This is a genomic window from Archangium sp., assembly GCF_057119385.1.
Window position 1 is genome coordinate 1 of the sequence record NZ_DBNGVP010000034.1, and the last position, 24101, is coordinate 24101.

The 24101-nt window shown below is 67.5% G+C and carries 19 protein-coding genes and 2 pseudogenes; 11 read left to right on the forward strand and 10 right to left on the reverse strand.

What is annotated here, in order from left to right; genetic code table 11:
- The 6 genes from AC16DP_RS08810 to AC16DP_RS08835 all read left to right on the forward strand — a co-directional run.
- The coding region (locus AC16DP_RS08810) for a hypothetical protein (protein WP_483956672.1) at positions 1 to 1976 on the forward strand (1976 nt) is incomplete at its 5' end.
- A 74-nt stretch (positions 1977 to 2050) separates the two neighbouring features.
- Positions 2051 to 2758 (forward strand): hypothetical protein, encoded by a 708-nt coding sequence (locus tag AC16DP_RS08815; RefSeq protein WP_329731717.1) that lies wholly within the window; start codon positions 2051 to 2053, stop codon positions 2756 to 2758.
- Between the two features lie 63 nt (positions 2759 to 2821).
- Positions 2822 to 3607, forward strand: a complete 786-nt coding sequence (locus tag AC16DP_RS08820) for a hypothetical protein (RefSeq protein WP_329731718.1) — start codon at positions 2822 to 2824, stop codon at positions 3605 to 3607.
- Positions 3608 to 3806: 199 nt separating this feature from the next.
- Positions 3807 to 4592 carry a hypothetical protein gene (locus AC16DP_RS08825; RefSeq protein ID WP_329731719.1) on the forward strand — a complete coding sequence of 262 codons (786 nt, stop codon included), beginning with the start codon at positions 3807 to 3809 and terminating at the stop codon, positions 4590 to 4592.
- 582 nt (positions 4593 to 5174) lie between these two features.
- Positions 5175 to 6320 carry a serine/threonine protein kinase gene (locus AC16DP_RS08830; protein ID WP_329731720.1) on the forward strand — a complete coding sequence of 382 codons (1146 nt, stop codon included), beginning with the start codon at positions 5175 to 5177 and terminating at the stop codon, positions 6318 to 6320.
- Positions 6321 to 6344: 24 nt separating this feature from the next.
- Positions 6345 to 6728: a helix-turn-helix transcriptional regulator gene (locus AC16DP_RS08835; protein ID WP_329731721.1), complete on the forward strand. Its 384-nt coding sequence runs from the start codon at positions 6345 to 6347 to the stop codon at positions 6726 to 6728.
- On the opposite strand, the gene AC16DP_RS08840 is transcribed toward AC16DP_RS08835, so the two are convergent.
- The 3 genes from AC16DP_RS08840 to AC16DP_RS08850 all read right to left on the reverse strand — a co-directional run bounded on the left by AC16DP_RS08840 (position 6718) and on the right by AC16DP_RS08850 (position 8482).
- Entirely contained in the window at positions 6718 to 7089 is a 372-nt protein-coding gene (locus tag AC16DP_RS08840; RefSeq protein ID WP_329731722.1) for a helix-turn-helix domain-containing protein, read from the reverse strand. The two genes, AC16DP_RS08835 and AC16DP_RS08840, sit on opposite strands and share 11 nt — an antisense overlap.
- A gap of 112 nt (positions 7090 to 7201) precedes the next feature.
- Positions 7202 to 7495 (reverse strand): hypothetical protein, encoded by a 294-nt coding sequence (locus AC16DP_RS08845; RefSeq protein WP_483956673.1) that lies wholly within the window; start codon positions 7493 to 7495, stop codon positions 7202 to 7204.
- 240 nt (positions 7496 to 7735) lie between these two features.
- Complete coding sequence (locus tag AC16DP_RS08850) at positions 7736 to 8482, reverse strand: hypothetical protein (protein WP_329731723.1); 747 nt, start codon at positions 8480 to 8482, stop codon at positions 7736 to 7738.
- 375 nt (positions 8483 to 8857) lie between these two features.
- Here AC16DP_RS08850 and AC16DP_RS08855 point away from each other — a divergent pair, with 375 nt between their 5' ends.
- Together AC16DP_RS08855 and AC16DP_RS08860 are read left to right on the forward strand one after the other, a co-directional pair.
- Entirely contained in the window at positions 8858 to 10114 is a 1257-nt protein-coding gene (locus AC16DP_RS08855) for a serine/threonine-protein kinase (RefSeq protein WP_329731724.1), read from the forward strand.
- Between the two features lie 151 nt (positions 10115 to 10265).
- Positions 10266 to 12491, forward strand: coding sequence for an ATP-binding protein (locus AC16DP_RS08860; RefSeq protein ID WP_329731725.1), 2226 nt, complete (start codon positions 10266 to 10268; stop codon positions 12489 to 12491).
- 18 nt (positions 12492 to 12509) lie between these two features.
- Here AC16DP_RS08860 and AC16DP_RS08865 read toward each other — a convergent pair whose 3' ends face one another.
- From AC16DP_RS08865 to AC16DP_RS08885, 5 genes and pseudogenes are all read right to left on the reverse strand, one after another.
- Complete coding sequence (locus AC16DP_RS08865) at positions 12510 to 13220, reverse strand: sensor histidine kinase (protein ID WP_329731761.1); 711 nt, start codon at positions 13218 to 13220, stop codon at positions 12510 to 12512.
- Positions 13221 to 13316: 96 nt separating this feature from the next.
- Positions 13317 to 13475: pseudogene (locus tag AC16DP_RS08870) on the reverse strand (PAS domain-containing protein); the annotation flags it as partial.
- Between the two features lie 406 nt (positions 13476 to 13881).
- Positions 13882 to 15996 (reverse strand): annotated as a pseudogene (locus AC16DP_RS08875) (ABC transporter permease); the annotation flags it as partial.
- Between the two features lie 57 nt (positions 15997 to 16053).
- Positions 16054 to 16797 carry an ABC transporter ATP-binding protein gene (locus AC16DP_RS08880; protein ID WP_414640773.1) on the reverse strand — a complete coding sequence of 248 codons (744 nt, stop codon included), beginning with the start codon at positions 16795 to 16797 and terminating at the stop codon, positions 16054 to 16056.
- 11 nt (positions 16798 to 16808) lie between these two features.
- Positions 16809 to 18053 carry an HlyD family secretion protein gene (locus AC16DP_RS08885; RefSeq protein ID WP_329731726.1) on the reverse strand — a complete coding sequence of 415 codons (1245 nt, stop codon included), beginning with the start codon at positions 18051 to 18053 and terminating at the stop codon, positions 16809 to 16811.
- Between the two features lie 263 nt (positions 18054 to 18316).
- Here AC16DP_RS08885 and AC16DP_RS08890 point away from each other — a divergent pair, with 263 nt between their 5' ends.
- The 3 genes from AC16DP_RS08890 to AC16DP_RS08900 are packed head-to-tail and all read left to right on the forward strand — an operon-like array spanning position 18317 to position 22804.
- The gene (locus tag AC16DP_RS08890; RefSeq protein WP_329731727.1) at positions 18317 to 20275 is read left to right on the forward strand and encodes a YfbK domain-containing protein; all 1959 of its coding nucleotides are present in this window, start codon (positions 18317 to 18319) and stop codon (positions 20273 to 20275) included.
- A 9-nt stretch (positions 20276 to 20284) separates the two neighbouring features.
- Complete coding sequence (locus AC16DP_RS08895; RefSeq protein ID WP_329731728.1) at positions 20285 to 22102, forward strand: sensor histidine kinase; 1818 nt, start codon at positions 20285 to 20287, stop codon at positions 22100 to 22102.
- Positions 22103 to 22804, forward strand: a complete 702-nt coding sequence (locus AC16DP_RS08900) for a response regulator transcription factor (protein WP_329731729.1) — start codon at positions 22103 to 22105, stop codon at positions 22802 to 22804. It abuts the gene before it with no gap.
- A 33-nt stretch (positions 22805 to 22837) separates the two neighbouring features.
- Here the strand turns inward: AC16DP_RS08900 and AC16DP_RS08905 are convergent, their stop codons facing one another.
- Entirely contained in the window at positions 22838 to 23410 is a 573-nt protein-coding gene (locus AC16DP_RS08905) for a hypothetical protein (RefSeq protein ID WP_329731730.1), read from the reverse strand.
- Between the two features lie 4 nt (positions 23411 to 23414).
- Positions 23415 to 23885, reverse strand: coding sequence for a hypothetical protein (locus AC16DP_RS08910; RefSeq protein WP_329731731.1), 471 nt, complete (start codon positions 23883 to 23885; stop codon positions 23415 to 23417).
- Positions 23886 to 24101 lie beyond the last annotated feature (216 nt).

Here is a 24101-nt window from a genome sequence, read left to right on the forward strand (position 1 = left end):
TCACCCAGAAAGCGCTGGCCTCGTTTCCACTCGTGCTCGGCTCGCTCGACGACCTGCCCACCTTCGAGCTGGGGAGCGAAGGCGGGACGGCATACCTGGTGAACGTGTCCTCCGGGCTGGTGCCCACGAAGCGGGTGGCGCCAGAGGCGTGGCAGGCCAAGAAGGGAGTGAGCCTGGAAGCAGAGCCCGCGCTACCCCAGGAGGCAGCAGGGGCCTCCCAGCGCATGGCCCTGTACTTCGAGCCGGTGAAGCACAGCTTCCAGGCCCGCTACGGCTCCTCGACGGAACCGGGCACGCGCAGCCGCGCCTTTCACCCGCTGGAGTGGGTGCGCGTGGAAGTCCACGGGCCACAGCCGCGCACCCAGGTCATGACGGCCATGGAGCTGGCCCTGCACGCCTCCCTGCCGGATGAAGCGCTCATCTGGGAGGCGGTGAGCCGCATCGTCGAGATGCACATGTTCTACCACGCCGTGTCCGCCTTGACGAAGGCACCGCTGCCGCCAGGGGTGGCGGCCACCGCCGTTGAAGGTGGCACCGTGGCCACGGCGCAACGGGCGGCGGTACGTCAGTTCGTGGGCCGCATGGCCCTGCTGACGACGCTGGCGGTGGTGGACACCTGGCGCGCGGAGCTGTCGCGGACGGCGGAGGGACGGTCCTTCCTCGCGGTGCATGACCTGGCACTGCTCGCACTGGCCGCGCGGGACATCTCCAAGCTCATCGACTCGGGCATAGGGCGCGAGCTGGCGTACCGGGGTGGGCTGGTGCTGAGCCAGTCTGGCGCCCGGGCCTCCGCGGGACTGCGCGAGTCCGTGGAGTCCATACAGGCCCTGGCCAGGACGTTGGAGCGGACACTCGCCGAGGGCAAGGCCGTTGCGACACCGGACGGACTGCGAGTTTCCCTTCCTGGCGGCGCCGAGGCTTTCAAGCAGGCCTTCTTCGCCATCCGCGGGGAAATGGCCGCCGCACGGGCCCTCGGTGGCATTCGCGGCGCGGGGCTCGCGGCCGAGGAGGCCGAGAAAACGCTGGAAGCGTTGAAGCTGCTGGCGGCGGAGAGCCAGGAAATGGCGCTCGCCTACGGTGCAGTGGCACGGCGTGCGGCGGCGCTGCCGGCCGACAAGGCCCAGGCCTACCTCGCCGCCGTGGAGTCGCTACGCGCCTCCGCCCGTAGTGCGGCGAAGCCGGCGCTGGCGCAGTTGCTGAGACGCTCGGGAGCTCCGAGCCTGAAGGATTCGCTCCCCTTCCTGAGGGAAGCCGAGTGGCTCGTCAGTCACCCGGAACTGGAAGCCGAGGCGGTGGCCGAACTGGTGAGGAAGGCATGCAATGGCAAAGTGGACCTGGGCTGGCTGCGCTCCACGGGACTGACCCTGGAGGACCTCAATTTCATGGCCAGGAACAAGATGACGCCCTGGAAAGACTTCCATCGGGCGGCGGCGGAGCCGGGGGATTTGAAGGCGCAACTGAGGGCGCGCGAGCAACTCCGCGGGATTGCGACGGAGATACTGACAGAGGACAATGCGCGCAAACTCTTTCCGGGCTTTCAGTTGACCGGGCGGCAGGTAAAAATGGAAGGAGGGCATATCATCGATGACGTGCTGACGGCCATGATGGGGCCGAAGCTTCAACATGGGGTGGAAGTCAAGGGTTGGAACGAAAACCGGTGGCGCAAGGCGCTCGACACCTGGCTGGCCAGACAACGCGGCGCCAGGCTCAGCGAACAGCAGGAGACGCTAATAAAGCAGCTTCAGCGCCTGCTCGACCAACTCGCGGATGCGGCGAAGGCACCTCGAGGGAAACCGTTTCTCGTCAGCACAGACAGCTTAAGCGGCCCTACTAGAGCCAAGCTTTTAGATTTTCTGGCAAAAAACGCACGGGGCACAAAGCTCATGCAGGTGGAGGAGGCAAAAATTTTGGAGAAGACGAAACAGTTGCGCGCGGCGCTGAAGTTGCCCGAGGTGCTGCCTGGAGGTGCGCCATGAGTCGGTGGCCTCTCTGGGCGGTCCTGGCTCCAGGCGAGCCCGCACGGTTGGAGAGCCGTGCGCGGGTCATCGTGATGACGGAAGAGGACGAAGAGGACGGAAAAGAGCAGCCCTTCGAGTTCATCCCGGGCAGTGGCCATTACCATGCCATCGTGGGGACGGACCCCAGCGATATCGGAGCCGAGATGCAAATTGCCGAGGCACTGTCGCTCGAATGTGATGAGCCCGTGTACTCGATTGAGCGCGCCAACGACCCTTGGGCCGTCACGGCATGGCGGAATGGAGTGCGAGACATCTTGGATGATAGGGACCCGGACTCTCTGGCGGAGTCCCTCGGTTGTCCGCTACCAGAAAGCGAGAGGTCTTCGGACTCGCCCGTGAGGAAGCCTCTACGAAAGGTCGCCTTGGTGGAAGGCGTCCGAGCGCAAGAGGCACCTCGCGTGCTGGAGGAGGCCGGCGACCCATTCCCTCCGGGACATTACCGATTCGAGGACACACCGCAAGGGCTCCGGATCTCCAGCGAAACAGGCGACATAGGCTTCGCTGACATCACTCTATCAGAGCGGCTTCCTAATGCGACTGCCTATGGAGTGATTGCCTCGCCGAGCTTGGATATGTTCGTTGTCAATGTACTTCGGGGAGGAGACTGCATCGGACAGTTCACGCATCCGCCTGATGATTTTCCGCCCTTCCTGGTTGTCAGCGACATCAAAGGCGAACGTTCACCCGAGCGGATTCTCGCGGCGCTGGGCATCCCCGCAGAGTGGTTCCAGAATGAGTGAGGAGCATCAGCGTAGCCACGTGAGTCCGAATCTGCCGGAGGAGAGGCTGTCTGGAGGTGCTCCATGAGTCGGTGGCCTCTCTGGGCGGTCCTTGCTTCAGGTGAGCCAGCATGGCTGGAGCGCCGTGCCTACGACGCATTGGGGTTGGAAAAGGGTGAGGAGGGCGAAGATGGACCACCTTTTGAGGTGTGCCTGGGACATGGCCGCTATCACGGCCTCGTAGGCTATAACCCCATCGACGTAGGCGCCGAGATTCAGATCGCCAAGGAACTATCGCTTGAAGGCAATGAGCCCGTGTACTCGATTGAGCGCGCTAACGACCCCTGGACCGTCATGTCGTGGCGAAAGGGCACCCCGGATGTCTTGGAGCGCGATCCAGAATCTCTGTCGAATTCTCTCGGTTGTGCGCTGCCAGGAGGCGACAAATCGCCTAACCGAGCAGAGAGACGTCCCTTGCGCAAGGCCGCACTGGTGGAAGGAGTTCGCGCACACGAGGCGCTTCGGGTGCTGGAGGAGGATGCTGGCGAGCCACTCACCCCAGGACGCTATCGGCTCGAGGACACGCCGCGTGGTCTGCTTATTTCCAGCGGAACCGGCGACATAGGATTTGCTGACATCACGGTGTCGGAACGGATTCCCCGTGCCACCATATACGCAGTTATCGCCTCGCCGGACCTGGAGGAATTTATTGTCACCGTACGGCGAGGTGGAGAAGGCATCGAAGAGTTTGCCCAGCCGCCTAATGAACTTCCACGGCTGCCAGTTGTTGGAGACATCAAGGGCGGGAAGTCGCCTGAGCGGATTCTTGCAGCACTGGGCATCCCAGCAGAGTGGTTCCGGAATGAATGACGGGTGCTGGGACGGCTTCGCCCAGGCGCCGGACACCCGGCCGAGCGGAGTAGCCTCGCCCATGTCCACGGGCCCCGCGTCCTCCAGGAAAACGTAAGGGAACGCAATTCCTACGGGTTAGGAGGGCCAGCATGCTGGAGGAAACGAAGCCGTTGCGTGCAGCACTTAGCCTGCCAGAGGACTTGTCCGGAGGTGCGCCATGAGTCGGTGGCCTCTCTGGGCAGTCCTGACTCCAGGCGATCCCGCACGGCTGGAAAGACGCGCCCTGGCCGTCGCGATGCCGGACTGGGATGAAGAGGACGGAGAAGAGCTGCCCTTCGAGTTCATCGCGGGCAGTGGCCGTTACCACGCCATCGTGGGGACGGACCCCATCGACATCGGCGCCGAGATGCAAATCGCCGAGGCCTTGTCGCTCGAATGTGATGAGCCCGTGTACTCGATTGAGCGCGCCAATGACCCGTGGACCGTCATGTCGTGGCGAAACGGTGCACTCGATGTTCTGGAGGACAGGGACCCGGACTCTCTGGCGAAGTCACTCGGGTGTCCGCTGCCAGAAAGCGAGAAGACTTCGGACTCACCCGAGAGGAAGTCGCTGCGGACGGTCGCGTTGATAGAAGGAGTCCGGGCGGAGAAGGCACAACGCGTGCTGGAGGAGGCCGACGATCCGTTTCCTCCGGGGCACTATCGCTTCGAGGACACCACGCGAGGGCTCCTCATTTCTAGCGGTACAGGCAATATAGGGTTCGCTGACATCACCGTTTCGGAACGGATTCCCCACGCGACCGTATATGCGGTGATGGCCTCACCGAACCTGGACGAGTTTTTTGTTACCGTGAGGCGAGGGGGTGAGGGCGTCGAAGAGTTCGCCCAGCCGCCAGGTGAGTTTCCGCGTCTGCGAGTTGTCAGCGACATCAAAGGCGAACGTTCACCCGAGCGGATTCTCGCGGCGCTGGGCATCCCCGCGGAGTGGTTCCGGAATGAGTGAGGAGCATCGGCGTCGCCACGTGAGGCCGAATCTACCGAAGGTGAGGCTGTCTGGAGGTGCGCCATGAGCCGGTGGCCTCTCTGGGCGGTCCTGGCTGCGTGCACCGGACCATCTGGAACACCGATTCCGGGGCAAGTGGAACACTGATTCCGGGGCAAGTGGAACACTGATTCCGGAGCAAGTGGAACGCCCATTCCGGCCATGTGGAACACCGATTCCGGGCAAGTGGAACCACCGGCCAGGTCCTGGAAGGCAGGAGTAGTCCCACCAAGCGACCATGCGCCCATCTCTCGATGACTGAGCAGGCCAGGGGACGTCCCACTCTGCGAGGTCAGCAGCCGACTCTGACCTCTCTGGTCGCTTCCCCCTTCCTTTCGGAATCCGCACATGTTACCTGTAAAGCAAGCGACTCACGAAAAAGGAACGTGATTGAACAGAAACGCGCGATGCAACATGCACCCACTGTAAATTCCCCGTCACTCTCCGTGACGACGTGCGCGTATCCGCGCTCCTTCTTTCCTTTGGTTCGCCGCTCGCCTGGCCTGTCGTCCCCCTCTTCCTGCCTGCATCTCAGGAGTGTTCATGCATCCGCCGCCCAGCTCCGACTTCCCCATCCGTCCCCAGGGACGCGGCGCGCTTCTCTTCCAGGGAAAGCAGCACCGCTACGAGTACCTGCGCACCCTTCTCGAGCACGAGGACTTCAGTCCCACGGCCGTGGCCCGGCGCAAGCCGCTCCGGGGTGACGAGCCCACCTGCGTCGTCATGCTGCGACGCATCGTCATGCCGCCCAGGAAGGAGCGCCGCCAACGCGCCTTGGAGGAGGTCCGGCTCGCCTGCCACCTCGACCACCCGAACATCGCCCGGGTGTTTGGACTGGAGGAGCACGAGGGGCGGCCCTATGTGGTGACGGAGTACGTGGCGGGCTGCTTTCTGGACACGGCCATCGCTGCCGCGCTCCTGGAGCGCCGCAAACTGTCACCCGCCTTCGCGTGCTACATCGCCGCCGAGGTGGCCGATGCGCTCCACCACGCCTGGAATTGCAAGGGTGAAGGTGACCGGCCGCTTCATGTCGTCCACCGGGCAGTGAGCCCCATGAGCATCCGGCTGGGCCGCCAGGGCGAGGTGAAGCTGACGGACTTCGGCGTGGCCTGGTCGGAGCTGACAGGGCGCGTCCACACGGCCCCCCGGGTGTTGCGCGCGGATCTGGCCTACGCCGCTCCAGAAATCATGCGCTTTCACCCGGCAGATGGGCGGGCGGATCTCTTCTCCCTGGGAATGGTGCTGCTGGAAATGCTCGCGGGCCGGTACCCATTGGACCCGCCAGACCTGGCTCTGCCGCAGGATGCATCGCCCGAGGTTGTCCGCTACAACGCCATCACCCAATCGGAGCGCACCACCTGGGCCAGCGTAGGGCAGTTGGCCGAACGCATCCTCCACTTTGACTCCGAGGACGTGGAACGCATGGCCTCGGGCATCCCTGCACAACTCAAGCACATCCTTCACAAGGCGCTGCGCGCCGACCCGGGAGACCGCTACCAGAGCGGAGCCGAGTTGAGCGCGGACCTGCGCTCATATCTTCACCAGGATAGGCCCTTCGGGAAGCGGGAGGCCGCAACGGAGGTGATATCCCTCATCTGCAACAAGACGTCCCCACATGCCACTCACGCCTTTCCCACCGAGAAGGGCGTAGTGCCCGTTCCCGAGGAAGACGTGGCAGACGAGATGTAATCAATCCGGCACGGCACGGACACCATGAGCACCGACAAGAAGGTCGATACGAAGAGGAAGGCACTGGCCAGCCACCTGGGAGACACATTTCGCGAGGCTCGCGAGCGTGCAGGGTTTACTCAGGCAGACGTAGCGGAGCGCGCGGGGATGTCCACCGAAGTGTACGGGAGGTTGGAACGGGGGCTGATGTTTCCCAGCGTCCCACGTATGCGGCGGCTGTGCCAGGTTCTCCGGGAGGATGCCAACACGGTCCTTGGACTCACCGGCCGCAAGGCGGCAGATTGGTTGCAGGAGGCAGTTGACCTCCCGGAGGACACACCGCGGATGCGCCGCATGGTACGCCACCTGCGCCAGTTGGAAGATCATCACGGAGAAGAGGCACTTGAAACCAACGCACTCACGACGTGAGGTGGGCGTCAGCCGTTTCCAACAGTTTGCGCAGCAGCGACAGCCGCTCCGGGGGCCAGCCCTGTAGGATGTGGATGATGCGGCTCAATTCTGGATGCTCACCAGATATGGGGTCGAGCGGGGCTGCCGACTGCTTGCCTTCTTGTTCCCCCAGAGATAGCAGCGTATCCGAGGAAACGCCCAGCGCCGCGCAGATGCGGCGCAGCGAAGGCACACTGGGCATCATATGACCGCGCTCTATCCGGCCGTAAACCCCCGGTTCCAGGTCAACCTTCGCGGCCACTTCCATCTGCGTAAGCCCCAGCCGTAACCGAGCAGCCCGGGCCGCGTCACCTAGCAGGCGTTGCAGCTTCTCGTCCATACCGTCCATCTACTGCATGGAAGACAACCGGGCTCAATCTTTATTTGGAACCAGGGAAGAACACCGCTCCTCGCGGATCGGCGCCCCTCCCCGTCATGACAACACTCCAGCACTACTTCCCAGCCCGAAGCAGCGAGGGCTCCAACGCGACGCACTCCTGCAGCACCGCGATGAGTTTCTCCAAATCCGCAACCGGTACCTCTTGGAAGGAAACGAACGCCTTCTCGCCCTCGGCCCGGACGCGGAGCCCTGTCGTTGTTGGGAAACGCTGGGGCACGAGTTCCTTCAGGACGAGAACACGCAGCCGTTCCCGCCTTCGCACCATTTCCCAGGCGGATTTGCGTCTGGGTGGCGAAACCGCTCGCCGGATGTCTTCCAGGCTACAGTCCGCGAAGGTCTTCACCACCACCGAGCCATCCGGTTGTGGAACCCGGATGTTCAAGAAACCCGGATCCGAATCCGGCCATGCACCCACATAAGCGTGTTGAGGCTGGTGGCAACCTTCTTCAACTCCGCGAGCGCCTCTTGCCTCGTCATGACTGTCACGTGTTCTACCTCCCCTTGTGAAGAGCCCCTGGTCGCGAACACGACGACGGGGAGGGAGGACCGACAAACGGTTCCTCCCTCCCCGCACGCCCGGTTCACCTTACGCGGAAGCCGGCGTCTCCTCGTCCGCGAGGGTGGGCTCGGCGTCGATGCCATCCTGGATGGCCTGCATGAGCCGCGTCAGCTCCGTCATCGGCACGTCCTGCAAACTGACGAGCGTCTTGCCCTCCTTGGTGCGCGAAGACAGGCGGATGTCAGCCACTCCCTCGAACTGGGTGGAGATGCTGTCGGCAATGAACAGCAGCCGAGCCTGATCCGCGACGGGGACGCGGCTCACGGGCGGAGCCCGCTTCGACCGCGTGGCGCGCTCCACATCATCCACGCTGCACTCGGCGAGCGGCTTCTTCTCCACCCTGCCATCATCCTTCGGCACGTCGAGCACCAGGGTGCTCAAATCCGTGGGCACGGTCACGTGGATCGCCTCCAGATACCGCAGGAGCGCCCGCAGGCGGTACATGCCGTACTGCATGCAGTCCTCCACCGTGAAGTTACGCGCCACGATGCCGTAGTTGCCCAGGGTCGACTGCGAGAGCGCCTTCACGTTCCTGCTGAAGTACTCCTGCGCGTTCTGGTAGCCGGCCAACTCCGCCAGCCTCCTGGCGACGACGTGGTTGTAGAGCGTGCCGATCTGGTGCTGGAACGTGCTGCCCTGCCGGGCCAGGTCGACGATGATGTCCTTGATCTCGTCGAGCGTCAGGTCCTCCAGCGTCAGGCCAGGCGCGGCCATCGTCTTGCTGGGAACGGCCATCATCTTCGCGGGAGCGGCCAGCGTCTTCTGCGTTGCCATGTGTCTTCCCCCTCTTTGCGTGGGTAGGACCCGCCGGAGTGGCGAGCCCGGACACAGGCAGAGCAGCCGACGCGCCAACGCTCGAGCCATCTCATTCCAGGGACTTACGGACGAAGCAGCCCCCACTACAGTCCACACGATGCAGTCTCCGTCCGGCTATCGAGACGGTTAGTGGTAGACGTCTACCAGCGATGTGGGCATACATGCGACAACGCGCACGAAGCAGGACAATGTGCGCCATCACTGGTAGACGTCTACCAGTGGGGCCCGCTGAGGCAGGGTACCAGCCAACACAGTCGCACCTGACGCCAGGGGCCCAAGAAGGGAGCAGGCGGCCGGGCGCGACGGGAGAGGTTCTGTTATTCAGGGAACCCCATGACGGACACGCTCCGATACGTCCCGAACGCCAGCCTGGATGCCACCTTCGTCTCCCCGGCCTCCCAGCCCGGAAACGCCCCCGCGTCGATCGCCCCGCCGCAGAGCCCTCCGACGGCCGCCGGGCGGCGCAGCACGGTGCTGCCCCGGGTGGAGTGGGCCGGAGACAAGCCCAACGTGGTTCCCTTCGAGCGCGAGCGCTTCGAGGAGCTGAGCCAGCTGGGCCAGGGCGGCATGGGCGAGGTGGTGCTGCTCAAGGACAACGACATCGAGCGGATGGTCGCCCTCAAGCGCCTGCCCGAGTCGAATGATCTGGATCGCCTGCTGCGCTTCGTGGAGGAGATCCGCACCATCGGGCAGTTGGATCACCCCAACATCGTCCCGGTGCACGACGTCGGTATCGACCACCTCGGCCGCTACTACTTCGTGATGAAGCACCTGCAGGGCGACACGCTCGAGTCCATCATCCACAAGCTCCGCCAGGGGGACCGCGCCACGCACGCGCGCTTCAGCTTCCCCGTGCGTGTGCAGCTCTTCACCGGCGTGCTCAACGCGCTGGCGTACGCGCACCGCAAGGGCTTCATCCACCGCGACCTCAAGCCCGCCAACATCATGGTGGGGCCCTATGGCGAAGTCACCGTGATGGACTGGGGCCTGGCCCGGCGCGTGCGCACCCCGGCGGGCGCGGCCGGCGCTCCGTCCACGGGCAACATGCCTCCCAGCCTGAGGGATGCCGCCGCGCTCCAGACGCAGCTGGGCGCCGTGGTGGGCACGCCCTTCTACATGTCTCCCGAGCAGGCCCGCGGCCAGCACGACGCCGTGGACGAGCGCAGCGACACCTACAGCCTCACCGTGCTCTTCCACGAGCTGCTCTTCCTGCGCCACTACCTGGAGGGCCGTGAGTCGCTGGCGGATGTGCTCGAGGGTGTGCAGAACGCGCCCTCCCCGGCCTTCATGCCGGACTCGAGCCCCCACCAGGCGCCGGTGCCCTCGGAGCTGCGCTGGTTCCTCCACAAGGGCTTCTCCAAGGAGCTGGACAAGCGCTTCCAGTCCGCCGACGAGATGATGCTGGAGCTGCAGGGCGTGATGGAGGGCCGCATCCACGTGCGGTGCCAGCGCACGCTGATGAAGCGCGGGCTCCACGAGGCCCTCCGCTCGGTGGACAAGCACCCGGTCCTGCTCACCGCCCTGGGCACGACGGCCGCCGCGGTGGTACTCGCCTCGTTCGCCCATCTGCTGCTGGTGTTCATCGGCTGACACCCGGGGTCCCGGGAGCGGAGGCGTGTCACTCCAGGGGAGATCCGTGTAGATTTCCGTCCCCGGACGCTGTCGCCGCACTCTCCCAAGGTCCCCTTCCATGGCTTCCCTCCCCCAAGGCCCGGCTCCGGTCTCCCGGGACTCTTCCGGTGTGACCATCGGTGGCGAGAGCTCCGCCGAGGAGAAGCTACGGGCCGGCAATGCCCTGCTGCGGGCCATCTCCGCGGCCCAGGCGGACTTCATCCGCGGGGGAGAGGCCCGGGACATCCTCCAGCGGCTGCTCGCGGGGGTGCTGGAGCTGACGGGCAGCACCTGCGGCGTCATCGGGGAGCTGCTCACCGGCGCCGAGGCCCCGCCCTCGCTGCGGCTCCTCGCCAGCGTTCCCCGGGAGGAGGAAGGCGCCACGTGGGAGCTGGCCGTCACGCGGGACGCACCGGCCCGGGAGCCGGGCACGCCGCGCGCGGTGGTGGGCGCCGTCTTCGCCTCGGGCGCGCCCGTGCAGGGCGGAGGCCCCGGCGCGAAGCACACCTTCCTCGGGCTGCCCCTGGAGTCCGGCGGGGAGCGGGTGGGGCTGGTGGCGCTCACCCAACGCCCGGGCGGCTACGACGCCGGGCTCATCGACTTCCTCCAGCCCTTCCTCAGCGCCTGCGGGGACCTGCTCGCCGGGAGCCGCAACGAGCAGCGGCGGCGGCGCGCCGAGCAGGAGCTGCGTCAGACACAGGAGGCCAGCGCGGAGCGCGTGCGGCTGCTGGCCGAGCGCCTGCGGCTGATGATGGACAGCGTGCAGGACGGCCTGTGGGACCTGGACATGACCACGGGCCGGCTGTTCGCGAACCGGCCCTGGCTGGGCATGCTGGGCTACGCCGAGGGCGAGCTGGAGCACACCCAGGCCACGTGGATGAGCCTGTGCCATCCCGAGGACGCGGACGAGACCGAGCGGCTCGTCCAGGAGCACCTGACGGGTGCCCTCGCGCTCATCGAGCGCGAGCAGCGCATGCGGCGCAAGGATGGCGGGTGGAGCTGGGTGCTGACGCGGGCCCGGGTGGTGGCGCGTGACGAGCAGGGCCGCCCGCTGCGCATGGTGGGCACCAACGTGGACATCACCACGCAGAAGCTCGCCGAGGAGCGCCTGCGCTCGCTGATCCGCACCCTGCCGGACATCGTCCTGCGCCAGAGCGCGGACGGCACCTACCTGGACTACCACGCCCCCCGGCCCGAGGACCTGGCCGTGCCCCCCGAGCGGCTCATCGGCGGCAACATGCGCCATCTGCCGTTCCCCGCGCCCCTGCTGGACAAGATGTTCATGCACCTGGGGCGCGCCATCCGGGAAGGCACCCTGGAGGTCTTCGACTACGCGTTGGAGATGCCGGAGGGGCGCGAGTACTACGAGGCCCGCATCCGCCGCAGCGGCCCCGACGAGGCCGTGTCCATCATCCGCAACATCACCGAGCGCAAGCTGTCCGAGGCGCGCCTGCTGCAGCAGGAGGAGGAGCTGCGGCGCCACCGCGACAGCCTCGAGGAGCTGGTGCGCAACCGCAGCGAGAAGCTGCTCAAGGCCACCATCGAGCTGGAGGAGCAGCAGGCCCAGCTCATCCAGGCCGAGAAGATGGCCTCGCTGGGGCAGATGGCCGCGGGCGTCGCGCATGAGATCAACAACCCGGTCAGCTACGTGATGAGCAACCTGGGGACGCTCGACCAGTACGTCTCCTCGCTCTCGCCGCTGCTGCAGCTGCAGCGCGAGCTGCTGACCCACCCGGACGCCGCCAGCGCGGAGCTGCTCGAGCGCATGGCCGAGCTGTGGAAGCAGGAGGAGGTGGACTACCTGCTCAGCGACATGCCGGAGCTCATCGAGGAGTCGCTGGCGGGCACCCGGCGCATCAAGGAGATCGCCCAGAGCCTGCGCTCGTTCGCCCGCGAGGACACGGGCGAGCCCCAGTTGGTGGACGTGAACACGGAGCTGTCCTCCACGCTGAAGATCGTCTGGAACGAGCTCAAGTACAAATGCGAGGTGAAGCGCGACTTCGGTCCGCTGCCGCCCGTGAGCTGCCACCCCACGCAGATCTCCCAGGTGTTCACCAACCTGCTCGTCAACGCGGCCCATGCCATTGAAACGCGGGGGGAGATCCGCATCCGCACCCGGCACGAGGGCAACGAGGTGGTGGTGGAGATCGCCGACACCGGCAAGGGGATGACGCCGGAGACGCTCTCCAAGCTCTTCACGCCCTTCTTCACCACCAAGCCGCGCGGCCAGGGCACGGGCCTGGGGCTGTCCGTGAGCTACGGCATCATCGCCAGGCACAAGGGCCGCATCGACGTGCAGAGCCAGCCGGGCCAGGGCAGCACCTTCACCATCCGCCTGCCCGCCGCGCAGCGCTGAGCCTCGCGGCACCCAAGCTCAACGCCGCAACCCGGCCGCGTTCAACGGCAGCCGCAGCCGCGCGCGGCCCCCCGGGCCCTCCGTCCGGTTCTCCAGACGCAGACTGCCCCCGTGCGCCTCGGCGATCTGCCGGCTGAGCGCCAGGCCGATGCCACTGCCCTCCGGCTTCGTCGTGAAGAAGGGCACGAAGAGGTTGGCCGTGTCCGCCAGGCCCGGGCCCTCGTCCTCCACCCACACCTCCACCGCGTCCGCCGACGGGGCCGTCCACGACACCCACACCCGGCCCTGACGCTCGCGCGCCGCGTCCACCGCGTTGCGCACCAGGTTGATGAGCAGCTGCTCCAGCTGATCTCCATCCGCGCTCACCGCGAGCATGGGCCCCGGGCGGACCTCCACCGCCAGCCGCGTCTCCAGCGCCGCCACCCGCCGCACCCAGGGGTCCACCTCCACCGGCGAGAGCCTCGGCGGCGGCAGGCGCGCCAGCCGGGCATAGGCGGACATGAAGCGCCCCAGCGCCTCGCTGCGCCGCGCGATGATGCCCAGGCCCATCCGCGCGTCCTCCTCCCAGTCCGCCGGCCGCGGCACCAGGGACAGCGACTCCTTCAACGAGTCCGAGATGGAGTGGATGGGCGTCAGCGAGTTGTTGATCTCATGGCTCAACACCCGGACCATCCGCCGCCACGCCTCGCGCTCCTCCTCGCGCAGCGCCAGCCGCAGATCCGCGAGCACCACCAGCTGGTGGGGCAGTCCGCCCTGCCGGAACGTCCCCCGGCGCAGCTCGTACGGCCCGCCCTCCACGGCGAAAGCGCGCGTGAGGCGCCGCGGCACCGGGCCCTCCAGCAGCTCCGCCAGGCCGAGCCCCTCCGCCTTCTGGTTCATCAGCCGCGCGCGCGGCAGTCCAAGCAGCCGCTCCCCGGCGCGGTTGACGAGCTTCAGCGTGCCCTCGCCATCGAAGGTCAGCACCGCGACGTCGATCTCCTCCATCACCTGGGTGAGGAGCACGTCCGCCTCCACGGCCCCCAGCCGTTGCTGGCGCAGCGTCTGGGCCAGGGTGTTGGTCTCCAGGTACACCTCGCCCAGGGGATCTCCCCCCCGCGCACCGCGCCCGCGCACCGAGTAGTCCCCCTCGCGCAGGGCCGCGAGCAGGTTGGCCACCGTCTGCAGCGGCCGGGTGACGCGCTCGCGGACGGCGAACGCCGCGCCCAGGTACACACCCACCACCAGGACGGTGAGCGTCCAGCACACCTTCGTGCTCGCGTCGCCCCCCCACAGGAGCACGAGCGCGGTGAGGGAGCCCGGCAGTCCCGCCAGCAGCGCCAGCAGGATCCAGCTCGCGCGCCCCGAGCGCCATGCGGATGCCCATCTCCCGGGTGCGCAGCGCCACCGTGTAGGACATGACGCTGTAGATGCCGATGCTCGAGAGCACCAGGGCCAGCACCGCGAACAGGCCCACCAGCCCCAGCACGAACCGGCGATCCGCCAGCGAGCCCTCCACCAGCGAGTCCATGGAGGCCAGCCCCGACAGCGCCTGATCCGGGTCCATCGCCTTGAACTCCTCGCGCACCCGGGGCACCAGCGCGTCGGTGTGGCCCTCGCCCCGGACGGCCAGCGTCAGCGAGCGGGCCACCTGGGGCAGGAACTCGTCCGGCACCTGCAGCAGCGGGAAGTAGAACTGGAAGGCCGCGTGCTCCGGCTCTCCAAGCCCATAGGCGATGACGTGCTTCGCCACCCCGATGATCTCGAACTCCCGGTCGCCCATGGAGAGGATCTTCTGCCCCAGCGCGCTCTGACCGGGGAAGAACCGCTTCGCCAGCACCTCGTCCACCACGACCACCGGTGCGCTCCCCACGCGATCCGTGGGCTGGAAACCCCGGCCCTCCAGCAGCGGGATGCCCATGGACTCGAAGAAGTTGGGCGCGGTGAAGAAGATGACCGCCTGCGGCGACTCGCCCTTCTCGGGAGGCGGCCGGCCCGCGCTCCGGAAGCTCGAGTCCGACAGGTCGAGCAGCGGCATCCCGTTGGAGTACGTGGCCACGCGCACCCCGGGCATCGCCGCCAGCCGCTCACGGGACTGCTCGATGAAGCCTCGGAGCGACTCCGCGCCCGGGAAGCGTGTCTGCGGCGCGGACATGCGCAGGATCAGCAGGTTCTCGGGCTTGAAGCCCAGCTCCAACCCCTTGAGCTGGACGAAGGTGCGCGTGAGCAACCCCGCGCCCACGAGCAGCGTGAGCGCCAGGGCCACCTCGGCCACCACCAGGGCATCGCGCGCCCGGCCCCGGAAGCGAGCCGCCCCCGCGCCCGTGTCCTTGAGCGTCTCCACCAACGACACCTGGCTGGCCCGGAACGCCGGCAGCAGGCCGAGCAGCACCCCCACGCCGAGCGACAGCACCAGCGTGAAGGCCAGCACCTTGCCGTCCACGGCGAAGGTCGCGGTGGTGGGAATGCCCTCCGGCCGCGAGGCCGCGAGCAGGTCCACGCCCCACAGCGCGAGCACCAGTCCGAAGCCACCGCCCACCAACGCCAGCAGCGCGGACTCCACCAGCATCTGGCGGATCAACCGGCCGCGCCCTGCCCCCAGCGAGGCGCGGATGACCAGCTCGCGCTGGCGCGCCGTGCCCCGGGCGAGCAGCAGGTTGACCACGTTGATGGCGGCGATCAGCAGCACGAAACCCACCGCCGCCATGAGGGCCAGCAGGCTGGGACGCAAGTCCCTCACGAGCCGCTCATGGAGCATCGACAACCGCGGCAGCACCTTGCTGTTGGAGTCCGGGTGGGCCTCCTGCAGCCGCTTGCCGATGGCCTCGAGGTCCGCCCGCGCCTGCTCCAGCGTCACGCCGGGCTTGAGCCGGCCCAGCACGTACATGCCCGGGTGGTTGCCCCGCTGCTCGAAGAAGCGGCGCTCCGTCCGGGCCAGGGGCACCCAGATGTCCTGGGCCGCGTAGAACTGGAAGTCCTGGGGCAGCACGCCCACCACGGTGTGCGGCACGCCATCGAGCGTCAGGGTCCTGCCGAGGATGTTCGGGTCCTGGGCGAAGCGCCGCACCCAGAAGCCATGGGAGAGCATCACCACCGGAGGCCCGCCGAGCACGTCCTCCTCGGGAAGGAAGTTGCGCCCCAGCACCGGGCTCACGCCCAGCAGCGGCAGCATCGAGGCGCTCACCAGCCGCGTCCCGAGCCGCTCGGGGATGTCCACCCCGGTGAGATCGAAGGCCCCCGTCCGGAAGGCGGCCAGGTCCGTGAAGGTCCGCTGGCCCGCCCGCCAGTCCATGAAGTCGGGGATGCTCACCGTCATCGCCGGGAAGCTGGGCGTGCCCTCCTGGATGAAGACGAGCTGCTCGGGCTCCTCGTACGGCAGCGGGCGCAGCAGCACGCCATTCACCACGCTGAAGATGGCGGTGTTTGCGCCGATACCGAGCGCCAGCGTGAGCACCGCGGCCACCGTGAAGGCCGGGCTCTTGCGGAGCATGCGCAGCGCGAAGCGAGCATCCTGGAGGAGGGTATCCATGGGGGTTCCCGGGGAAGGAACTGCGGAGGCGCTGCGGTTCCGCGGGGGCGCCGCGGTTCAGCGGAGGCGCTCGTCCTGGACGACGCGGCCGTCGAAGAGGCTCACCATGCGCGTGCCGAGCCGCGCCTGGTTCGGATCGTGCGTCACCATGATGAGGGTGGCGCCGCTCTTGTGGAGCTCGGAGAGCAGCTGCATCACCTGCTCGCCATTCTTGGAGTCGAGGTTGCCGGTGGGCTCGTCGGCCAGGAGGATGAGCGGCTCTCCGGCCACGGCGCGCGCCACGGCCACGCGCTGCTGCTGACCGCCGGAGAGCTGCCCCGGCATGTGCCGCGCCCGGTGGCCCATGCCCACCCGCTCCAGCGCCCGCTCCACCCGCTGGCGGCGCTCCTCCGCGGACATGCCCCGGTAGGTGAGCGGCAGCTCCACGTTCTCGTAGACGGACAGATCGCCAATGAGGTTGAAGCTCTGGAAGATGAAGCCGATGTGCTGGTTGCGCACCAGCGCGCGCTCCGCCGGGGACAGGTCCAACACCGAGCGCCCATCCAGCAGGTAGGTGCCCTGGGAGGCCGTGTCCAGCAGGCCCAGCAGCGCCAGCAGCGTCGTCTTCCCCGAGCCCGAGGGCCCCACGATGGAGACCCACTCGCCGGGCCGCACCGCGAAGTGGACGTCGGAGAGCGCGTGCGTCTCCACCTCCTCCGTCTCGAAGACCTTGGTGATGCCCTCGAGCTGCAGGAGGGCCTTCTGCTGCGCCATCGAAGGGGTTTCCACCGGAGCCGTCTCCTGGACCTGAACCGACGTCATCGTCATCGCCGTCATCGCAGACTCACCCGATCCACCGCGTCCCACGCGGTCATGTCCGAGAGCACCACCTGGTCTCCCTCGGCGAGGCCCTGGACGACCTCGATGGAATTCACCGAGCCCCGGCCCAGCTGCACCGGAACCCGCACCGCCTCGTCACTGCCCGGCACCAGCTTGAAGAGCGACACCGTGGCGTTCGGCTGGGCACCCGCCGGCCGGCCCATGGAGAGCACCTCTCCCAACCGCTCCAGCTCCACCGTGCCCTCCACGGTGAGATCCGGCCGCGCGCCCTTGGGCAGCTCGCCCGTGAGCATCACCTCCACCCGCACCGTGCCCTGGCTCGCCGCCGGAGCGATGCGCGCCACCGTGCCCTCGACGATGCCATTGCGCGTGTCCACCTCCGCGCGCTGGCCCACCACGATGTCCCGCGCCTGCGTCTCCGCGATGCGCAGCTCCGCCTTCAACCGCTCGGGCTTCACCACCTTGGCCAGTACGGTGCCCGGCGTCACCCATTGCCCCAGCTCCAGCGGCAGCTCCGACAGCACCCCGGCCTCCCCCGCCTTCACCTGCATGGACTCCACCTGCGCGCGGCGGAAACGCGCCACCGCCTTCAGCCGCTCGATCTGCCCCTGCTGCGCCGCGAGCTGCTCGCGCGTGCTGGACTGCAGCACCGCCAGCCGCTGGCGCTCGAGGCCGAGCCGCGTGGTCATCTCGTCCGCCTTGCCCTTCACCTGCTGCACCTCCAGCTTCGGCACGAAGGCGCGATCCATCAGCGCCACGGTGGCCTGGGCCTGGCTCTCGGCATTGGTGGCCTCGGTCTCCAGCGTGGCGAGGGCGGCCGCCTGGGAGATGCGCTGCGTCTCCAGGTTGGTGCGCAGGGAGATGAGCTCCGCCTCCGCGCTGGCCAGCTGGCGCTCGGCCTCCAGCGCCTGGAGCTGGACGTCCGGGTTGGACAGCTCGAGCAGCGGCGTGCCGGGCTCCACGGCCGTGCCGGGCCGGACGTGGATGCGCTCGACGCGGCCGGCGGTGTCGGCGGTGAGCCAGCGGATGCGCTCGGGCACCAGCGTGCCCGTGCCCTTGACCTGGCGGATCATCGGCCCGCGCTTCACCGTGTCGAGCCACACCGTGCCGCGCTCCACCGTGGGCGCGGCGGACCGGAGCCGCGAGAGCCCCACCGTCACGCCGAGGAGCACGAGCACACCCAGGCCCATGAGGAGCCAGGGCTTGCGTTGATTCTTGGGTTTCTTGGGAATGTCCACGTCCGAATCCTTGAGCGAAGGGCGTGCCAGCCCCGGACACCCGCTCAAGTCCTTGAAATCACTCGGAGAGACAGAGGGCTCCCGAGGGGTGCTACCCGGTTGTGGAAAGCGCCGTCCCAGGAACGAACACCGAGGCCCGCCCGCTCCGCGGCCGGGCGGGCGTGATGAAACCATGATGAAGAGCGGAGAACCGCATGCGGCACCATGAGGGCCACATCCGGATGATGGGTCGTGTCTCCCCGTTGCCCGAGGTGGCTCCGACGATGAAACACGCCCTGAGAAGTGCCCTCTGCTGTGTCCTGCTGCTGCTGTCCGCGCCGGCCCTGGCCGATAGCGTCATCATCGGCACGGTCATGTCCGCCGAGAACAAGAAGCCCATCGCGGACGTGGTGGTCACCGCCACCTCCCCCAACCTCATGGGCGAGCAGGTCGTGGTGACGGACTCCGAGGGCAACTACCGCATCCCCCAGCTGCCACCGGGCGTCTACACCCTGCGCTTCGACAAGGAGAACTACAGGCCGTTCTCCCGCTCGGACATCCCATTGCGCCTGGATCGCACCGTCCGTGTGAACGTGGAGCTCCTGCCCGAGAGCTTCGCCGAGGAGATGATCGTGGTCACGGGCGGAGGGAGCAGTGCGCCACCCCTCGACTTCGGCGCCATCGGCAGGAGCATCAGCGACTTCTTCAGTGGGGGAAAGAAGAACGCCAACCCGCCTCCGCCCCCGCCTCCTCCTTCGTCCAACCCCACCCCGGCGCCTCCGACGCCCGAGCGCACCGTGACGCTGCCCCAGCAGCCCTTCTCGGACATGTACTTCCAGAGCTACGGGGTGAACCCGACCATCGACACCGAGGAGGAGCGCTTCTCCACCTTCTCCGTGGACGTGGACAGGGCCTCCTATGCGCTGGCGCGCGGCTACCTGGAGCGGGGAGCGCTGCCGGATGAGCAGGCGGTGCGGGTGGAGGAGTTCGTCAACAGCTTCGACTACGGCTACAGGAGCGACCCCGAGGCCCCCTTCAGCGTGCACGTGGAGGGCTTCCCCTCGCCCAGCCGCAAGGGCTACCACGTGGTGCACATCGGGCTGAAGGCGCGCGAGGTGAGCCGGGAGGAGCGCAAGCCCGCGCACCTGGTCTTCGTCATCGACGTGTCCGGCTCCATGAACATCGAGAACCGGCTCGGGCTGGTGAAGCGGGCGCTGAAGCTGCTGGTGGACGAGCTGGACGAGCGCGACCGGGTGTCCATCGCCGTCTATGGCTCGACGGCGCGCCCGGTGCTCGGGCCCACGAGCGCCTTCGAGAAGAACAAGCTGTTCGCCGCCATCGACGGCCTCTCCTCCGACGGCGCCACCAATGCCCAGGCCGGCATCGAGCTGGGTTACTCCATCGCCTCGGAGCACCTGCTCGAGGGGGGCATCAACCGCGTCATCCTGTGCTCGGACGGCGTGGCCAACAACGGCATCACCGACGCGGATGGCATCTGGGAGCGGGTGCGCGCCCAGGCCTCGAAGGGCATCACCCTGACCACCGTGGGCTTCGGCATGGGCAACTACAATGACGTGCTGATGGAGCGGCTGGCGCAGGTGGGCGAGGGCAACTACGCGTACGTGGACCAGTTGGAGGAGGCGCGGCGCATCTTCGTGCAGAACCTCACCGGCACGCTCCAGGTGGTGGCCAAGGACGTGAAGCTGCAGGTGGAGTTCGACCGCAAGGCGGTGGCCCGCTACCGGCTGGTGGGCTACGAGAACCGGGTGCTCGCCAAGGAGCAGTTCGCCGATGACCGGGTGGACGCGGGCGAGGTGGGCGCGGGCCACAGCGTCACCGCCATCTACGAGGTGAAGCTGCGCGAGCCCGCCGAGTCCTTCGCCACGCTGCGCATCCGGTACAAGGCGCCGGAGGGCGGCGACTCGAAGGAGATGGAGAAGCACCTGCCCTCGAGCATCCTGCGGCCCGCCTACGGCCGCACCGCGCCCCCCACGCGCCTGTCCTACGTGGCGGCCGCCTTCGCCGAGAAGCTGCGCGGCTCGTACTGGGTGCGCACGCTCTCCTGGCCCCAGCTCGTCTCGCTGTGGGAGGAGCTGGACGAGCCCCTGCGTGACCGGCCGGACGTGAGGGAGCTGGGCGCGCTCATCCGCAAGGCGCAGGGGCTGGACCGGCGCACGGATCGCTTCGAGCAGCTCGCGCCGGTGGTCTCCATGGACTTCGACCGCGTGCCGGTCATCAAGTAGAGAGCGTCCATGTTCCGCCGGCTGCTGCCCACCCTCTCCGCCCTCGTGCTCGGCCTGGCCGGGCTCGGATGGGGTCTGTGGCAGCTACAGCGCATCTTCGCCACCGAGCGCGAGGATGCCCGGGCCTCGCTCCACTCCCGGCGCGAGGCCCTCGCGCAGTACGCGCTCGTCTCCCTGAGCCAGACGTTGAGGGAGAAGCTGGAGGAGGCAAGGCCCGCGCTGGAGCTCGCCGCGGCCGATCCGCTCGCTCCCGCCGGAGGGCTCTACCTGCGCGAGCGCGGGGAGCAGTTGCTGCCACGGCTGGCCCTCTTCGACGTGGGAGAGGACTCCCCGGCCCGCGACCGGTACATGCGGCTGCGCGCGGGCAAGGAGCCCCCCGAGGACGCGGAGGACCCCTGGACGGAGCGGCTCGCGCTGATGCGCGACCTGGAGCGGGCGCTCGAACGCCGGGATGCGCGGGCGGTGACCGACACGCTCGTGGCCTTCCTGCAGCACCGCGTCCGGTACGTGCTGGCCTCGACGCGGGACGTGCCCGGCTTCCTGGTGGTGCTGGAGTCCCTCGCGGCGCGGGCGATCCCCGAGCGCCCCCTCATGCAGTCGCTGTTGCACCATGGGATGGAGGACAACCAGGGCCACCGGCTGGAGGGATTGCAGCGGCTGCTGCTCCTCAAGCGCTCGCGCTTCACCCGTCCGGACTTCTACTTCCTGCACGAGCGCGTGGTGGAGCTGTCCAGGCGGACGGGGACGCCGGTGATCGAATTCGAGGCGCGCACCGCGGAGCTGGCGGCCACGCCCCTGCCCCTGCCCGAGTCCCTGCCCGGTCCGGTGCTGGTGCGCTCCGGTTGGTACCTGGAGCCGAAGGACAAGGACCACGTCCGGGGCGTGGCGGTGACGCCCGAGGCGCTGCTGGACATCCTCACCCGGGAGATGCGCGAGCGCGGGCTGCTCGGCCCCGAGGGACACGTGCGGCTGCTCGGGACGGAGGAGATGCTGCCGCTGGCGAACCTGCCCCTGGGGGTGGAGACGCCGGTGTGGGAGCAGGAGGAAGCGGCGCTGGAGCAGCGCTACCGGTTGAAGACGGGCATGGTGGTGCTGTGCGCGGGGCTGGCGCTGACCATCGCGGGACTCGCCTTCGTGGCGCAGCACCGCAAGTACCGCTTCCTGGAGCTCAAGAGCGACTTCGTGGCCACCGTGTCGCACGAGCTGCGCACGCCGCTGGCCTCCATCCGGCTGCTGGCCGAGACGCTCGAGTGGCGGCTGGCCCAGGGGGCCGAGACGAAGGACTACCCCGCGCGCATCATCCACGAGGCGGACGGGCTGGGATTCCTGGTGGAGAACCTGCTGTCGTTCAACCGGATCGACAAGGGCCGGTGGGTGCCGCACCTGTCGTTGGTACGGCTGGACGAGCTGGTGGCCACGCTGCGGAGGGACCTGGAGGCCTGGGCGCGGGTGCCGGTGGAGTTGACGGCCGACGTGGGCGAGCGCGAGCTGCTCGCGGATCCGCAGTTGATGCGGCTGCTGCTGGCGAACCTGGCGCGCAACGCGTGTGCCTACAACACGCGCAACCCGGTGTGCCTGCGCGTGGAGGCGCTCGCGGACGGACGGGTGCGCTTCTCGGACAACGGCGTGGGCATTCCCGAGGCCGAGTGGGAGCGCATCTTCGGCGAGTTCTACCGGTTGCGAGGACAGGGACGGGAGGTGCCCGGCAGCGGGCTCGGCCTGGCGCTGTGCCGGCGCATCCTGCGGCTGCACGGGGGAGAAATCCGCGTGGCGGCCTCCAGTCCCGAGGGAACCACCTTCGAGCTCACCTTTCCGGAGAGGCGCTGAATGACTGCCACGACTCCCGCCATCCTGCTGGTGGAGGACGATCTCAACCTGCGGCTCGCGCTGCGCGACAACCTGGAGAACCAGGGGGGCTACGGCGTGGAGGAGGCCACCACGGTGGCCGAGGCCCGCGCGCACCTGGCCCGGCGTGCGTTCCAGCTCATCCTGCTGGACGTGATGCTGCCGGATGGGGACGGCTACACGCTGTGCCGGACGCTGCGCCAGGAAGGGGTGACGACGCCGGTGCTGATGCTCACGGCGCGGACGCTCGAGGACGACGTGGTGCGGGGCTTCGAGGCGGGAGCGCAGGACTACCTGGGCAAACCCTACCGCCTGCGCGAACTGCTGGCGCGGGTGGGCGCGTTGGTGCGGCGAGGCGGAGGCGTGCCTGTGCAGGTGCTGCGCTTCGCGGGCTACCGGATGGACCTGGACCGGCGCAAGGTGGAGACGCCCGAGGGGAAGACGGTGGAGCTGACGCGCACCGAGTTCGACCTGCTGGCCTTCTTCGTGCGCGAGCGTGAGCGTGTGCTTCGCCGGGATGAAATCCTCGACGCGGTGTGGGGGCGGGACGTGGTGGTGGACCCGCACACGGTGGACAACTTCGTCTCCAGCCTCAAACGGAAGCTGGGGTGGAACAGCGCCTCACGGTTCGCGCTCCAGACGGTGCGCGGCGTGGGCTACCGCATGGAGATCGAGGGCGCGTGAGCCCTGCCTGAACCCGGGGAGAGCCAGGGACATTCAAGGCAGGTTGCCCGGCTCACTCGTGAAGAGGGCATGGAAGAGCGTCGTATTCGGAGGCTCCTTCCACTCCACGAAAAGCGGAACAGGGACTTCCGCGATATCGCGAGGAAGCGCACTGACGCCAAATACTGCTTCGATTCTTCTGGCGATGACGTCGGCCGGGAATCTCATACCGGGTGGGAGTGGCTCGAAGACAATCCTTGGATTGGACCGCGAGGCGCCCGTTCGTTCGTATTCTACGCCGTAGATGATGTAGACAGGTGCCAAGATGCTGACGCACCCCACGACGGCCTGGTCGAAAGACGGCGGCGGGGTTCCTTTTACTGGGTACGCGATGCAACGAAAGCTGGCATCGGCCGTCGTCACGACATTCCCGATGCTGAAGCCAGGAAGCTCCTGCTGGAGGTCCTTCAAGAATGCCTTCCAGCGCTCAACCTTTTCGAGTTCCCGCTCCCATAATGCCTGAAGCCTTTCGGTCTCGGGACTCTTCTCCTGCCTGAGATAATAGTCCTTATCCGAGCGCCAATAGCTTCGCGCGATACCGAGAAGTTGTTCCGCTGAAAGTGGCATCGGCTCAGGGGCTGAACTCGCCAAATATAACGGGCCTGGTCTTCTTGTCACACACTCTCGTCACCCGTGCCCCTCCGATGGCGGCATTCAGCAGCGCACCATAAGTTGTCTTGAATGTTTCGCACAAAATGCCAAGGGGAGGATCCGGCTCCCTTGCTGCCGCACCAAGAACGCTGATTGCTGCTTCGTTGGCGCAATCCGCCGCGAGGCGCTGCGCCAGGGAGATCGAGACAGGTCCGTCCCTGTTTTCGATGGGAACCTCAACGCCGAATTTGCAGAAGAAGAACTCTCCCGTGGTTCCATTCTTGATCCTGGCGTGGACACATGCCGCGCGCCAACCATCCGCTCCTGGAACGGTCTTCTCGACGATCGTGACGAACTGAAAATGGCTTGGCTGGATTCGCCCGGTGACACACCCAGACAAGAGCGAAAGCAACAGGAGCAAAGCAGGGAGCCAAACGATCTGCCCAGGCATGTTCAAGGCTTCGCCCTCATGCACACGCAATGGACCCTCTACCTACCTCGTGTGGAACGAGTCGGTAGGAGTGACAGGGTACGACACCTCTCGACAAAGGAGCTGCTCCAGATCCCAACAACGTTGGAGTTATCAACAAATGCGGGGCGAGCAGGGCCTGTGAAGTATCTCACCCTGCCCACGAGCCCGCGGGCGGTGTGTCGGCGATGTGGCGAT